Source organism: Streptomyces sp. A1136 (genome assembly GCF_004795055.1).
Lineage (GTDB): Bacteria > Actinomycetota > Actinomycetes > Streptomycetales > Streptomycetaceae > Streptomyces.
The window spans coordinates 308,607-322,801 of sequence record NZ_SSBJ01000001.1 but is presented as its reverse complement, the minus strand read 5'-3'; the positions used below and the strand labels follow the sequence as shown (position 1 = coordinate 322,801).

The window sequence follows — 14,195 nt, the reverse complement described above, 5'->3', positions numbered from 1 at the left end:
GTCGGGCGAACTGTCACCGCTGTGTGGTGAGCCTGTGCTCCGTCTGTGAGTCGGTGCGCACCGTCGGTGAGCCGGGGCCGGCCGTGGCGTGTGCGAGAGGCAGGAGGACCTCGAAGCAGGTCCGGCCGGGTCGGCTGTGGACCTCGACCCGCCCGCCGTGGGCGGTGACGACTGCCTGGACGATGGCGAGCCCGAGGCCGGTGGATCCCGCCACCCTGGACCGGGACGCGTCGCCGCGGGCGAACCGCTCGAAGACGTGCGGGAGCAACTCCGCCGGAATACCCGGCCCGTTGTCCTCGACCCGGAGGCGGACGAGCGGTGTTTGACGTGAAACACCGAACGCCTCGGGGCTTGTTTCACGTGAAACATGGGCGGTGACGGTGGTGCCCGGTGGGGTGTGGGTGCGTGCGTTGGCGAGAAGGTTCACCAGGACCTGTTGGATACGGGCCGGGTCGGCCCGGATGGTCGCGGGATCGTCCGGGAGCTCCAGCCGCCAGTGGTGTTCGGGCCCGGCGGCCCGGGCGTCGCTGACGGCGTCGACGACGAGGGGGGCGAGGTCGGTGGCGGTGTCGTCGGTGACGAGGGGTCGCCCCGCGTCCAGCCGGGCCAGCAGCAGGAGGTCTTCGACCAGGCCGGTCATCCGGGTGGCTTCGGACTCGATGCGGCCCAGGGCGTGGCGGGTGTCGGGTCCGGGCTCTTCGTGGCCCCGGCGGGTCAGTTCGGCGTAACCCCGGATCGAGGCCAAAGGGGTACGCAACTCGTGGCTGGCGTCGGCCACGAACTGACGTACCCGGGTTTCGCTCTGCTGCCGGGCGGTGAGCGCGGAGGAGACATGGCCCAGCATCCGGTTCAGCGCCGCTCCGACCTGGCCGATCTCGGTACGGGGGTCGGCTTCGGCGTCCGGCACCCGCTCGTGCAGGGCCGGCTCACCGCTGTGCAGGGGGAGTTCGGAGACGCGGGTGGCGGTGGCGGCCACGCGCCGTAGCGGTCGCAGCGCCACGCCGACCAGCGCCTGCCCGGCGAGCGAGGCGGCGATCAGGCCGGCCAGGGTCGCGAAGACCTCCACCGCGACCAGCGTCCGGACGGTGGAGTCGACTTCGCCGAGCCGAAAGCCGAGGACGAGGCTTCCGTCGGGAGCGGTGAGCACCCGATAGCCGCCGAGCTCGGGCAGATCCACGTCATGCGGCCCGAGCCGGCCTTGAGCCGCCTTGCGGGCGACCTTTTTCAACGCCGCGGTCTGGGCTTCGGTGAGGGGCTGGCGGTGATCGAACTCCGGGCCGCCGACCGCGGCGTTGCGGGCGCTGCCGATGACCTTGCCGTTCTCGTCGAGCCTGATGCCGGCCGCGTCCGGCGGGGTTCCGGCGAGCACGAAGCCGAGGTTGCCCTCTCGGGCCGCCTTGCCGGCGCCGGGTCCCCGGGTGGCCATCGTGATGGAGGTCCGCAACTGATCGTCCAGTTGCTGGACCAGGTACTGGCGCAGCGCGAAGGTGGTGACCGTGCCGATGGCCGCGCCGACGACAGCGATCAGCACCACCGCCGCCAGGACGAGCCTGGACCGCAGCGACCAAGGCCGCCGCGTCCTTCGCCGTCGGACCCGGGCGGAGGGGGCCTCGATGGACCGGTCGTCCGTGGTGGGGCGGGCCGGGGCGACATCGTCGGCGTTCGCGGGGGGACGGCCGGCCCCGGAGGCGAGCCGGCGCCACCCGGCGCGACCCCCGCTCCCGCGCCCGGGAAGACGTACGGCCACTACTCGGCCGGCTTGATCAGGTAGCCGGCGCCCCGTCGGGTGTGGATCATCGGCGGCCATCCCGGACCGCTCTCCAGCTTCCGCCTCAGGTAGGAGATGTACAGCTCGACCACATTGGCCTGGCCGCCGAAGTCGTAGGACCACACACGGTCCAGGATCTGCGCCTTGCTCAGGACCCGGCGCGGGTTGCGCATCAGGTAGCGCAGCAGCTCGAACTCCGTGGCGGTCAGGTGGACCTCTTGGCCGCCGCGGGTCACCTCGTGGCTGTCCTCGTCCAGCCGGAGGTCACCGACGGCCAGGACCGAGCCGCCTCGGGCCGCCTGCGCCGCGCCCGAGCGGCGGACCAGGCCGCGCAGCCTGGCCACGACCTCCTCCAGGCTGAACGGCTTGGTGACGTAGTCGTCGCCGCCCGCCGTCAGCCCCGCGATGCGGTCCTCCACGGAGTCCTTGGCGGTCAGGAACAGCACCGGCACGTGCGGGAGCTCCCGGCGCAGCCGGCCGAGCACGGCGAGGCCGTCCATGTCCGGGAGCATGATGTCGAGGAGCACCACGTCCGGGCGGAATTCCCGGGCGGTCCGCACAGCGGCCGCCCCGTCACCGGCGCTGCGGACCTCGCACCCCTCGTAGCGCAGGGCCATGGACAGGAGTTCGGAGAGCGCGGCCTCGTCGTCGACGACGAGCACCCGGCACGGGCCGCCGTCGGGCCGGACGAGGGCCGTGTGCTTGCCGGTGGACGTGGACGCTTGGGAGGTGGTCGTCGCAGTCATGCGTACACGCTGGACGGAACCTCTGAGAGCGTTCTTGCGCCTGCCTGTGAATTTCCTGAGAAGCGGGCCGGCGCGGCCCCGCCGTTCCGGTTCAGGCCAGGTGGAAGAGTCGCGCGCCGTTGTCGTGGCAGACCGCCCGCAGCCAGTCGTCCCCGAGGCCGAGCCGTTCGAGGGCGGCCAGCTGGTGCTCGTAGGGGTAGGGGATGTTCGGGAAGTCGGTGCCGAGCAGAATCCGGTCGCCGAGGTCCGCGAGCCGCCCGAGGTCACCTGCGGGGAAGCCGCTGAACTGTTCGGAGAAGTCGGTGAAGGCCATGGTGGTGTCGAGGCGGACCTCGGGATACCGGTCGGCCAGGTCGAGGAAGTCGACGTATTCCGGCATGCCCATGTGGGCGATGATCAGGGGCAGCCGCGGGTGCCGGGCCAGCAGGCGCGCGATCGGTTCCGGACCGGTGTGCTTCCCCGGTACCGGCCCCGAGCCACAGTGGATCACGATCGGGACGGCGGCCTCGGCCAACAGTCCCCAGACCGGTTGGAGCCGTTCGTCGTTCGGGTCGTAGGCGCCGACCTGAAGGTGCGCCTTGAAGATCCGCGCTCCCCCCTCGACGGCCTGGCCGACGTACTCCGCCACGCCCGCCTCCGGGAAGAAGGTCGCGGTGCGCAGGCAGTCGGGCGTCCGCGCGGCGAAGTCCGCGGCCCACGCGTTGAGCCAGGCGGCCATCGCCGGCTTGTGCGGGTAAAGCATGGCGGTGAAGGCCCGGACCCCGAACGCGCGCAGCAGCGCGACCCGCTGATCCTCCTCGTGCCGGTAGGTGATCGGCCACTCGACTCCGGTCAGCGGGCCGACGGCGTCGAAGTAGTCCCACACCTTGCCCAGAACCCGCTCGGGCATGAAGTGCGTGTGCACGTCGACCAGCCCGGGCAGTCCCAGCCGGTCGCGGAAGGCGCGAACCGCCTCAACCGTCGTCGCGGACAAAACCGTGGCTCCGTTCGACCGTGGCGACGTGCAGCGTGTAGCTCTGGTACCAGTGGGCGCGGCCGTGCTCTATCGCTGCCCGGTGTTCCAGGTCCTCCCGCCACGCGGAGAGGGAATCGTGGTCGCGGAAGTAGGCGACGGTGATGCCGAGGCCGTCGGGGGTGCGCGCGGACTCGTGTCCGAGGTAGCCGGGGTTGGTCCGGACGATCTCTGCCATCCGGTCACTGGTCTGCGGGTAACCGCCGTCGTCGGAGGTGCGCAGGCTCGTGAAGACGGCCATCACGTACGGCGGTTCGAAAGGCGGTAGGGGTTGGGCGCTCATGGCGACCACCCTCCGTGGCGGTCCCTTCGCCTGTCCACCCGAAAGGGGGCCGTAGGGCCAAAGGGATCCAAGTTTTGACCTTGGTACCTCCCGGTCGCGGCTCCCTCCGGGCGTCCGGTCCGGGTCCCAGGGTCCGGGTGCCCGGCGGGAGGCCGGTCCGTCGTCCGGGCGGGGCGTCGGTCGGTCAGAACAACCCGTCCTGCTCGGCGTCGGCAGTCGATGCGATCGCCACCACCGGCACGTCCGTGCCGGCGTCACCCGCCGCGGCCACCAGTTCCCAGCCGGCCAAGAGGCGGGTGTCCACCACCAGCCCGTCCGCGAAGTGCAGGTCCGGCCCGGCCGCGCCGACCAACAGGCCGGCCACCGTCCCGCCGGGCACCAGCTCGGCGACCACCCCCGTCGGCTTCGGGAGCGCGTCCAGCCCGAAGGCGGACGCGTGATCGACGACTTCGCAGCCCACCGGCTCCAGGGACTCCGGCCACCCGGGCAGCGCCACCGCACGGGCGTGCAGCTCCGCGACCTCCCGGGCCCGTCCGGCCGGCGGCGGCAGGTCGGCCCGTACCGCCCGCTTGCGGGCGTAGGCGATCCGGTCCGGGACTCCGAGAGCCGCCCGCAGGAGTTCCTCGGTGCGCCGCGCGGCCATCAGCGGGCCACGCCCCAACCAGGCCCAGGTCACCGCTCCCTGTTCCAACAACCGGGCCGGGCCGCGCTCCTCGGCGGTGATGCCGACCTTGATCAGGCCGGTCCCGAACCAGGCGAGGTACACCCGGTAGGGCCGCGGATCGGCGGCGTTGGTGTCGGCGGCCACGGAGAAGGACCGGTCCAGCCGCGCGCACTCGGGGCACTGGGCGCTCCCCGTCCGCCCCGCCACCGTCCGGCGCGCGGGACACGGCGTCCGCTTTCCCGCCCGCCGTACTCCGAGGCAGTGCCGCTCGCCCCGGGCGGCGAAGGCCAGCCGCCGTCCGTAGCCGAGCAGGCTGTCGCGCTCCGCGCGTTCGCCTCCGTACCAGCCGATGCGGGGCCGCCCGTCCTGCCACCGGATGCCGGTGCACCACCAGGTCACAGCGGGAGCGGCCGCTCGAAGAAGGTCTCCAGGACGACGGTGGCGTGCGTTCCGCTGACGCCCTCGATGGCGTACAGGCGGCGCAGTACGTCCTGCAGCTGTTCGGTCGAGCCCGTCCGCACCTTGACGAGAACAGAGGCGCTGCCCGCGATGATGTGCGCCTCCTGGATCTCCGCGATGTCCTCGAACGCGGCCCTGGAGTCCCCCATCCAGGCATTCGAATCCACCATCACATAGGCCAGGACCCCGCTCCCGACGGCCGCCGGCTCCACGTCGACCGTGGTCCGCCGGATGACTCCGCGCTCCCGCATTTTCCGTACGCGTTCGTGCGTGGCCCCCGCCGAGAGCCCGACCGCCGCGCCGAGGGCGGCGTACGACTGGCCCGCGTCCTGCTGGAGCCGCTGGAGCAGCGCCCGGTCGATGTCGTCCACGCGATCTTCCCCTCATCCACCCGTCAACACTTGCGAAGACAGTACCTGATACTGCAATCTCAGCCTCACGCCGAACACTATTCGGAGCGCTCGACCATTGGGGGAAAGATGTCATCCATAGCGGACGCCACTCTGTACGAGATCCTGGACGATCGCTTCCGCACGGGCCGCTGCGCCAACGGTGACGCCCGGCTGGAGCGGCTCCACGACGACTGCCGCTGGGCGGAGGGCCCGCTCTACCTGCCGGCATGGCGGCAGGTGGTGTGGAGCGACATCCCCAACGACCGGATGTTGCGCTGGGACGAGGCCACCGGCGCCGTCTCGGTGTTTCGCACCGGCGCCGGGAACCCCAACGGCAACACCCTCGACCGCGAGGGCCGCCTGATCACCTGCGAGCAGGGCAACCGACGCGTCACCCGCACCGAACCCGACGGAACCCTCACGGTCATCGCCGAACGGTGGGACGGCAAGCGCCTCAACAGCCCGAACGACGCGGTGGTGCGCTCCGACGGCTCGATCTGGTTCTCGGACCCGGACTTCGGCATCAACAGCGACTACGAGGGCCGGCGCGCGCCGAGCGAGATCGGCGCCTGCAACCTCTACCGCGCCGACCCGGCGACGGGCGAGGTCCGCCTGGTCGCGGACGGCTTCCTCGGCCCGAACGGGCTCGTCTTCTCCCCCGACGAGAGCGAGCTCTACGCGGCGGACACCCGAGCGGGCCAAATCCGCGCCTTCAAGGTCACCGACGCGGGGACCCTCACCGCCGACCGCGTCTTCGCCGCCTGCCCCTCGGTCGACAACATCCGCTTCGACGACGCCGGCCGACTGTGGGCGGCCGCGATGCGGGACGGCGTCCGCTGCTACGCGCCGGACGGCGACCTCATCGGCCGACTGCGCGTCCCCGAGCCGGTCTCGAACATCGCCTTCGGCGGACCGAAGAACAACCGCCTCTTCATCACCGCCACCACCTCGCTCTACTCCCTGGTCCTCTCGGTCACCGGCCTGCCCCGCGTCCACCGCCCCTGACACCTGCGGACACAACGCAAAAGGCCCCCCGGCGAACCGGGGGGCCTCTTCGGCTGTGCACTCGGCAGGATTCGAACCTGCAACCTTCTGATCCGTAGTCAGATGCTCTATCCGTTAAGCTACGAGTGCTTGGGCTGTTCGGGGTTTTGCGCCCCGTTGGCCTTGCGAGAACAACAATACATGGACCACGGCGGGACGCGAAATCCATTAGCCCCACCGCCGCTGACCTGCGGAAACAGCGCGGATGGAGATCATCCGGAAGGCTCCGGGCGGCGCTCGGGGATCGGCGCGGTACCCCTCCCGGGGCGTTCGAAACACGAAGAAGCCCCGGTCCTCATGGACCGGGGCTTCTTCGAGGTGCGGAGGCGGAGGGATTTGAACCCTCGATGGGGGGTAAGCCCCAAACCGCATTAGCAGTGCGGCGCCATAGACCGGACTAGGCGACGCCTCCAGCACACCCTCGCGTACGAGGGTGCGTGCAGATGATGACACAGGCGCGGGGCCGGTCACCAATCCGCTCCCACGGTACAAGGAACGACGGGCCCGGGGCAAAGCCTTAAAGGCATCCACCAGCCGAAGCACCGATGCGCGCGGGCGGCCGCGCGGGCAGCCCGCGCGGGCTGCCCGGCCGCCTCGAACGGTCGCGTCCCGCCGCGTGCCGTACGGACACGTACACGCGCACGCGTCGGCCCGGACGCAACGTCGGGCCGCGCGGGTCGTTGGTGAGGCGTACGACGTACGGACGACCTGGAGTGCCCCATGCTGCGTCTCGCCGCCTTCGCCGTCACCTCCGCCCTGGCCGCCGCGGCCGCCGGGCCGCTGCCACCCCTGCCATTGGAGCGGCTGCTGTCGACGCCCGACCGGCTCGGCATCGCCGTGTCCGACACCGGCAACCCGCGCACGGACGGCGAGTACCGGTTGGAGTGCGACCCGGTCGGCGGGAACCACCCGAAGGCGGAGGAGGCCTGCGCCCGCCTTGACGCACTCGCGCGGGAGGGCAAAGACCCCTTCGCCCCCGTGTCCAAGCGCCAGATGTGCACGATGGTCGACGGCGGCCCGGCCACCGCCCGGATCACCGGAACGTGGCACGGCAAGAAGGTGGACGCCACCTTCCGGCGGAGGAACGGATGTGACATCGCCCGGTGGAAGACACTGGAACCTGTGCTTCCGAGTGGGCGCTCCTGACCTGGGAGGATGCGAAGGATGTGCGGTATCAACCCCTCATCGACCCTCCCGCCGCGGGACGGTGCCCTTAGACTCCTCCCGTGACATGCCGGTAGTCGTGGTCAGGGAGGAAGCTCGTCGTGAGCAGCAGGCCATCCCGAGGCGCTGCTCGCCTCGCAGCAATACTCGACGCACTTCCTGACGCGCTGTTGCTCGTCAACGCCAACGGCACTGTGGTCAACGCGAATTCGATCGCCCTGGAGATCATGGAGAGCCCCGGCACCGGTCTCGTCGGCCGCGGGGTGTTGGACCTCCTGCCCGAGTTCGACTCGAAGCTCATCCCCGGCTCGATGCGCCGTCCCGGTGACGACGAAGAGGGACGGGCGAAGCCCAAGAGGATGACGGCCCGACGCACCGACGGCAGCGAGTTTCCCGTCGAGGTCACCGCCGCGCACCTCGACGGCCGGGACGCCTACCGCGAGCCGCAGCCCGCCTACACCGGTGACGAGCTGCTGATGCTCGTCGTACGGGACCTGTCCCAGACCGTCGACACCGAGGCCGAGCTCGCCCGTTCCCAGCGACAGACCGAGATGATCCTGCGCGCCGCCGCCGAGGGCGTGGTCGGCACGGACACCGACGGCAGGGTCGTCCTCGTCAACCCGGCCGCCGCGCAGATCCTCGGCTACCGTGCCACCGATCTCGGCAACCGCGAACTGCACGGGCTGATCCAGCACTCACGCGCGGACGGTTCGCCGTTCCCCTTCGAGGAGTCCCCGCTCGCCGACACCCTGCGCAGCGGTCGCAAGCACCGGGTCCGCAGCCAGGTGCTGTGGAACAAGGCCGGGCAACCGGTCTCCGTCGACCTGACCACCTCGCCCGTACGGGACGGCGATCTGCTCGTCGGCGCCGTCATGACCTTCACCGACCGGCGGCCCTACGACGCCCTGGCGGCCCGGCACGCCCAGTTGCTGGCGGTGCTCGGCGAGTCGCTGCGCGGGCCGTTGGAGGAACTGCGCGGGGAGCTGGCGACGCTGGCCGCCGACGACGCGGGCCAGCTGTGGCCCGAGGCGAACCAGCTGCTGCACCACCTGGCGGCCGGCTACTCCCGGATGACCACGCTCGTGGACAACGTGCTGGGCTACCAGCGGTTGGACGCGGGCAGCGACAAGCTCGCCAAGGAAAAGACGCTGATCAACAAAGTCGTCGCGGCGGGTGTCGACGGCGCGGTGGAGCTGATCGGGCCGGGCCGGGCGCAGTTCGCCGTGCACGCGCCGACGATCGAGGCCGAGGTGGACGGGGAGCGGATCGCGACCGCGCTCGCGCACCTGGTCGCCGACGTCGCCGGGGTGGACGCCACGGGCAAGACCCGACAGGGCAGCGGATACAGCGACTCGACGATCGTGGTGGCCGCCGCGCAGCGCGGTGACGTCGTACGGATCGAGGTACGCGGGCCGTACGAGGGCGGCAACCCGGTGCACGAGCCGATCGTGCGGGGCATCGTGGCCGCGCACGGCGGGGTCCTGCAGACGGTCGACGTCCCGGGCGCGCCGGGCGGTACCTACGTGCTGGAGCTGCCGCTGGGTGCGGGGGCCGGGACGGTGACGCTGCCGGAGCCGGAGCCGGAACCGGAGAAGGCCGCGGCGGCGGAAGCCGAGCCGAAGGCCAAGGACGGCGCCGGAGTCGGGGGCGAGGCCGGGGGCCGGCGGGCCCGGCGCGGCGTGGACGCCTTCCTGGACGACGCCGCCGACGAGGCGAAGGGGTCGCGGGAGGCCGGCGGCGCGCTCGCGCTGTCGTCGGGGCGGCGTCGTGTGGACGGCACGCTCGACGGCCCCGGTACGAACGGGCCCGGTACCGACGGCCCTGGCACCAACGGGCCCGAGCTGGCGCAGTCTCCGGTGAACCCGGCGGGTCTGGGTACCGGGCGTCGGCGCGGCCGGGACGGTGACGGCAGTTCGGGCGGACCCGGCGGCGTCGGCGGCGTCGGCGGTCCCGACGCTTCCCCGCGTCCCGGCGGACCTCAGCCCGCACAGCCCCAGCCCCAGCCCGGGCAGCCCGTGTCGGCCCAGTCCGCGGCGCGGCAGCCCGTGCCCCCGCGCGGGACCGGGATGCCGGCGCTGCCGCCCGTGCCCCCGGTGCCGACCGTTCCGGTGACCGAGCATCCGGCCGGTCGCCGCCGCGCGTTGGGCCCGGCCGTACCGGCCGGCTCGGCGTCGGGTCCGGCGGGTCCGGCGGGTCCGTCGGGTCCGGCGGGTCCGGCGGGTCCGTTCCCGCAGCCGGCCGGTCCGGTTCCGGCGACCGGGCTCACGGCTCCCGTCCCCCAGCGACCCATCGCCCCGGAGGGCGGCTTCGCCCTGCCCGCCGGTCCGACCCCCGCCCCGGGTGCCGGGGCGGGACCCGCTCCGGCCGGGGCCGACGCGGAGGCCCCGGTCGGCCGCCGGGGGCGCCGGGTGCTCGGCGCGCCCGCGGCCGAGGCTCCCGAAGCCGCCCCCGCTGCCGGGCCGGAGGCCCCCGGGCCGGTACCGCCCACGGGGCGGCGTCGCGCCCTGCCCGACGCTCCCGCCTGGCCGGTGCCCGCGGCACGTGCCGCCTCCGAGGACGGCGAGTCCGCGGCGGGCCCCGTATCCGTACCCGGTGCCCGGCAGCCGCACGACGGTCCGCCCGAGGCCTCGCAGCCGATCAGCGTGCGCGCCCTCGGCACCCTCGGCCAGGGCATCTCGGTCGACGCGGGCGGTTCCGGCCGTCGCCGCCGACTGTCCGAGCCCACGCCCCAGGGCCGTGCCTTCGCCATAGGAGCGCCCGAGGCGGGGGCCGACGAGGGCCCGGAGCCGCTCGACGGCCCCGGCGGCGCGGTCGAGGTGGTCAACCGCCCCGTACCGCTGCCCGTGGACGACGAGCTTCCGCCGGAGCCGCTGGACAACCCGCGCCGGCTGCTGGTGTGGCCCGCGCCCGACGCCCAGACCCAGCAGGCGCTCAGCGACCGGGGCTACCGCCCGGTGATCGTGCACTCCCGCGAGGAGGTGGACGCGCAGATCGCCGCGTTCCCCGCCGCCTTGTTCGTGGACCCGCTGACCGGTCCCATCACGCGCACCGCCCTTCAGTCGCTGCGCCAGGCAGCGGTGGCGGCGGAGGTTCCCGTCCTGGTCACGGCCGGACTCGGGCACGCCACGCGCGAAGCGGCCTACGGGGCCGATCCCGCCGTACTGCTCAAGGCGCTCGCGCCGCGCGACAGCGAGCAGCATCCCTCGCGGGTGCTGCTGATCGAGGAGCACGACGAGATCGCCACCGCGCTCACGGCCGCCCTGGAACGGCGCGGCATGCAGGTCGCGCGGGCGGGCGCCGACACGGACGCCGTGGAGCTCGCCACCCGGATGCGGCCCAATCTCGTCGTGATGGACTTGATGCAGGTGCGCCGCCGGCGGGCCGGGATCGTGGACTGGTTGCGCGCCAACGGGCAGCTGAACCGGACCCCCCTCGTGGTCTACACGGCCACCGGGATCGAGCCGGGTGATCTGCCGCGCCTGGCCTCGGGCGAGAGCGTGCTGTTCCTGGCCGAACGGGCCACGACCGCCGATGTCCAGGGCCGCATCGTGGACCTGCTCGCCAAGATCGGCACCAACTAGTCATCCTGGGCCGATGGCCATCATCGACACGACCGAGCACACCGTTCCCGCCGACAACGGTGAGGTGAGCCTCCTCATCGCCCGGCAGGTCGAGCCGGGCCACGAGGAGGACTTCGAGGCCTGGGCCCGAGGAATCCTGGAGGCCGCCGCGGGCTTCCCGGACCACCTCGGGTACGGGCTGTTCCGGCCGGCGGCTGAGGGCGCCCCCTGGTTCCTGGTGCACCGCTTCCGGCACCAGGCCGCCTTCGAGGCGTGGCAGAGGTCCGCCGAGCGCGCCGCGTTCTTCGCCAACTGCCAGGGCCATCACCACCACGAGATAGCGCGGCGGGAACTGCACGGCATGGAGACGTGGTTCGCGAAGCCGGGTACGACCCGGCCCGCGCCCCCGCGCTGGAAGATGGCGATCAGCTCGGGGCTGGCCATCTTCCCGATCTCGCTGCTCGGCAACGCGGTGCTCGGGCCGTTCCTGGTGGATCTGCCCTTCGTGCTGCGGACGGCCGCCTTCACGGTGGTCTTCAGCACCCTGATGACCTACGTGGCCATGCCCGCCGTCAGCAAGCTGCTGCGGCCATGGCTCACGCGCGGCTGAGGTCTCCGGGACGATCGAGCCGGTCGGGCCTCGTGGTGTCCGGCTCGGGTGAGGCGGACCTCCTCGCGTCGGCTCGGGTCAGTCGAGCTTCGTCACGTCCAGCTCGCCGTCCGCGTACTGCCTGCGGATCACCTTCTTGTCGAACTTGCCGACGCTCGTCTTCGGCACGGCCTCGATGAAGGTCCAACGCTCGGGCAGTTGCCACTTCGCGATCGACTGTCCCAGGAAGGCGCGCAGTCCCGGGTAGTCCACGGTCGCGCCGTCCTTGAGGACGACGGTCGCCAGCGGGCGCTCGCCCCACTTGTCGTCGGGCACGGCGACCACCGCCGCCTCGGCCACCTCCGGGTGCGCCATCAGCGCGTTCTCCAGCTCGACGCTGGAGATCCACTCGCCGCCCGACTTGATGACGTCCTTGGCCCGGTCGGTCAAGGTCAGGAATCCGTCGGCGCTGATGACGCCGACGTCGCCGGTCTTGAGCCAGCCGTCCGCGCTGAACTTGTCGGTGGGGCGGAGCGGTTCGCCGGACGCGCCGCCGTAGTAGGCACCCGCGATCCACGCGCCGCGCACCTCCAGCTCGCCCGCCGACTCGCCGTCCCACGGCAGGCGGTCACCACCCGGGCCGATCAGGCGGCCCTCGACGCCCGCGGGGAAGCGACCCTGGGTGATCCGGTACGGCCACTCTTCCTCGGCGCTCAGGCCGGCCGGTGGGTGCGCCATCGTGCCGAGCGGGGAGGTCTCGGTCATGCCCCACGCGTGGCACAGCCGGACGCCGAGCTTCTCGTACGCCTCCATGAGGGACGGCGGACAGGCCGCGCCGCCGATGGTGACCTGCTTCATCGAGGTGAGGTCGCGGGGGTTGGCGGTGACCTCGGCGAGCAGACCCTGCCAGATGGTGGGGACGGCCGCGGCGTGTGTCGGCTTCTCCTGCTCGATCATCTCGGCGAGCGGGGCGGCCTGGAGGAAGCGGTCGGGCATCAGCAGGTTGATGCCGGTCATGAAGGTGGCGTGGGGCAGGCCCCAGGCGTTCACGTGGAACTGGGGGACCACGACCAGGGACGTGTCCCGGTCGGTCAGTCCCATCGACTCGGTCATGTTGACCTGCATGGAGTGCAGGTAGATGGAGCGGTGGGAGTAGATGACGCCCTTGGGCTCCCCGGTGGTGCCCGAGGTGTAACACATGGCCGCGGCCTGACGCTCGTCCAGCTCGGGCCAGTCGTAGTGGTCGGAGCGTCCCGCCAGGAGTTCCTCGTACTCGTGCACGCGTACGTCGAGGCCGTCGAGCACGGAACGGTCGCCGATACCGGAAACGACCACGTGGTCGATGGTGGGCAGGTGCGGGAGCAGTGGTGCGAGAAGCGGCAGCAGCGTGCCGTTCACCAGCACCACGCGGTCCGCGGCGTGGTTGACGATGAAGACCAGCTGCTCGGGAGGGAGCCGCAGGTTGAGCGTGTGCAGGACGGCGCCCATGGAGGGGATCGCGAAGTACGCCTCCACGTGCTCGGCGTTGTTCCACATGAGGGTGGCGACCCGGTCGTCCTGCCGGACGCCCAGCTCGTCGCGCAGGGCGTTCGCGAGGCGGGTGGCGCGGGCACCGATGTCGGCGAAGCTGCGGCGGTGCGGCTCGGCTTCCCCGGTCCAGGTCGTGACCTGGGACTTCCCGTGGATCGTCATCCCGTGTCGCAGGATGCGGCTGACGAGAAGCGGTACGTCCTGCATGGTGCTCAGCAAAGCGTCCTCCCGGTGGGCGCTGCGGCGCTACGGCGGCTACGGATGCTGCCGATTCTGCGCACGTACCACGCGGTATGTCACTACCCGGGGGTAGAAACCGCGTCGGACGCCCTGGCCGTTTCACGTGAAACATCCGGCCCCATGTCCGGCCGCACGGGCCGCAGCGCCGGGGCGCCACGCGGTTTCACGTGAAACATCTGGCCGGTTCGAGGCGTCGCGTCAGCGGACCGGGGCGAGCTCCGGGTCCTCGCGGAGCTTTCCCAGCGCCCGGGATACGGCGCTCTTGACCGTTCCGACGGAGACTCCGAGCAGCTCGGCGGTCTGTGCCTCGCTGAGGTCCTCGTAGTAGCGCAGGACCACCATCGCGCGCTGACGGTCGGGCAACCTGGTCACCGCGCGCCACATCGCGTCCCGCAGCGCCTGTGCCTCCGCGGCATCCGTCGACGGCTCCGGCTCGGCCTCCGGGAGCTCCTCGCAACAGAATTCGTCGACCTTGCGCTTGCGCCACTGGGAGGTGCGGGTGTTGACCAGGGCGCGCCGGACGTAGCCGTCCAGGGCCCGGTGGTCCTCGATGCGGTCCCACGCGGTGTAGGTCTTGGCGAGGGCCGTCTGCAGCAGGTCCTCAGCGTCGCAGGTATTGGCGGTGAGGGAGCGCGCGGTGCGCATCAGGGACGTGCCGCGGGTCCTGACGTACGCCGAGAACGACGGGTACGGCGTCGGGTTCGAGGCGAGCGTGCAGACAGGCGTGGTCATGCCCCAACGCTA

The 14,195-nt window shown here is 72.1% G+C and carries 12 protein-coding genes and 2 tRNA genes; 4 read left to right on the top strand and 10 right to left on the bottom strand.

Annotated features, from left to right (window positions below; genetic code table 11):
• Positions 1 to 13: 13 nt before the first annotated feature.
• The 6 genes from E6R62_RS01505 to E6R62_RS01480 all read right to left on the bottom strand — a co-directional run bounded on the left by E6R62_RS01505 (position 14) and on the right by E6R62_RS01480 (position 5,303).
• Positions 14 to 1,534 carry a cell wall metabolism sensor histidine kinase WalK gene (locus tag E6R62_RS01505; protein WP_276615508.1) on the bottom strand — a complete coding sequence of 507 codons (1,521 nt, stop codon included), beginning with the start codon at positions 1,532 to 1,534 and terminating at the stop codon, positions 14 to 16.
• 212 nt (positions 1,535 to 1,746) lie between these two features.
• Positions 1,747 to 2,514, bottom strand: a complete 768-nt coding sequence (locus E6R62_RS01500; protein WP_136210515.1) for a response regulator transcription factor — start codon at positions 2,512 to 2,514, stop codon at positions 1,747 to 1,749.
• A gap of 91 nt (positions 2,515 to 2,605) precedes the next feature.
• Positions 2,606 to 3,487 carry an amidohydrolase family protein gene (locus E6R62_RS01495; RefSeq protein ID WP_136210513.1) on the bottom strand — a complete coding sequence of 294 codons (882 nt, stop codon included), beginning with the start codon at positions 3,485 to 3,487 and terminating at the stop codon, positions 2,606 to 2,608.
• Positions 3,468 to 3,809 carry an antibiotic biosynthesis monooxygenase gene (locus E6R62_RS01490; RefSeq protein WP_168713932.1) on the bottom strand — a complete coding sequence of 114 codons (342 nt, stop codon included), beginning with the start codon at positions 3,807 to 3,809 and terminating at the stop codon, positions 3,468 to 3,470. The genes E6R62_RS01495 and E6R62_RS01490 overlap by 20 nt, the downstream gene beginning before the upstream one ends.
• A gap of 184 nt (positions 3,810 to 3,993) precedes the next feature.
• Entirely contained in the window at positions 3,994 to 4,872 is an 879-nt protein-coding gene (locus E6R62_RS01485) for a DUF2797 domain-containing protein (protein ID WP_136210509.1), read from the bottom strand.
• Complete coding sequence (locus E6R62_RS01480; RefSeq protein ID WP_136210506.1) at positions 4,869 to 5,303, bottom strand: Lrp/AsnC family transcriptional regulator; 435 nt, start codon at positions 5,301 to 5,303, stop codon at positions 4,869 to 4,871. Before E6R62_RS01480 ends, E6R62_RS01485 begins: the two co-directional genes overlap by 4 nt.
• Before the next feature lie 108 nt (positions 5,304 to 5,411).
• Between E6R62_RS01480 and E6R62_RS01475 the strand changes: the two genes are divergently transcribed.
• Positions 5,412 to 6,329 carry an SMP-30/gluconolactonase/LRE family protein gene (locus E6R62_RS01475; protein WP_136210504.1) on the top strand — a complete coding sequence of 306 codons (918 nt, stop codon included), beginning with the start codon at positions 5,412 to 5,414 and terminating at the stop codon, positions 6,327 to 6,329.
• Between the two features lie 56 nt (positions 6,330 to 6,385).
• Here E6R62_RS01475 and E6R62_RS01470 read toward each other — a convergent pair.
• Both E6R62_RS01470 and E6R62_RS01465 read right to left on the bottom strand, forming a co-directional pair.
• Positions 6,386 to 6,458, bottom strand: a tRNA-Arg gene (locus tag E6R62_RS01470).
• Positions 6,459 to 6,689: 231 nt separating this feature from the next.
• A tRNA-Ser gene (locus E6R62_RS01465) sits at positions 6,690 to 6,780 on the bottom strand.
• A 308-nt stretch (positions 6,781 to 7,088) separates the two neighbouring features.
• Between E6R62_RS01465 and E6R62_RS01460 the strand changes: the two genes are divergently transcribed.
• The 3 genes from E6R62_RS01460 to E6R62_RS01450 all read left to right on the top strand — a co-directional run bounded on the left by E6R62_RS01460 (position 7,089) and on the right by E6R62_RS01450 (position 11,702).
• Entirely contained in the window at positions 7,089 to 7,514 is a 426-nt protein-coding gene (locus E6R62_RS01460; RefSeq protein ID WP_136210502.1) for an SSI family serine proteinase inhibitor, read from the top strand.
• Positions 7,515 to 7,633: 119 nt separating this feature from the next.
• A complete protein-coding gene (locus E6R62_RS01455; protein ID WP_136210500.1) occupies positions 7,634 to 11,113 on the top strand; it encodes a PAS domain-containing protein in 3,480 nt (1,159 codons plus the stop codon).
• Positions 11,114 to 11,126: 13 nt separating this feature from the next.
• Positions 11,127 to 11,702 carry an antibiotic biosynthesis monooxygenase gene (locus E6R62_RS01450; protein WP_136210498.1) on the top strand — a complete coding sequence of 192 codons (576 nt, stop codon included), beginning with the start codon at positions 11,127 to 11,129 and terminating at the stop codon, positions 11,700 to 11,702.
• Positions 11,703 to 11,780: 78 nt separating this feature from the next.
• Here the strand turns inward: E6R62_RS01450 and E6R62_RS01445 are convergent, their stop codons facing one another.
• Both E6R62_RS01445 and E6R62_RS01440 read right to left on the bottom strand, forming a co-directional pair.
• Entirely contained in the window at positions 11,781 to 13,430 is a 1,650-nt protein-coding gene (locus E6R62_RS01445; RefSeq protein WP_136210496.1) for a long-chain fatty acid--CoA ligase, read from the bottom strand.
• 219 nt (positions 13,431 to 13,649) lie between these two features.
• Entirely contained in the window at positions 13,650 to 14,183 is a 534-nt protein-coding gene (locus tag E6R62_RS01440) for a SigE family RNA polymerase sigma factor (RefSeq protein WP_136210494.1), read from the bottom strand.
• Between the last annotated feature and the right edge of the window lie 12 nt (positions 14,184 to 14,195).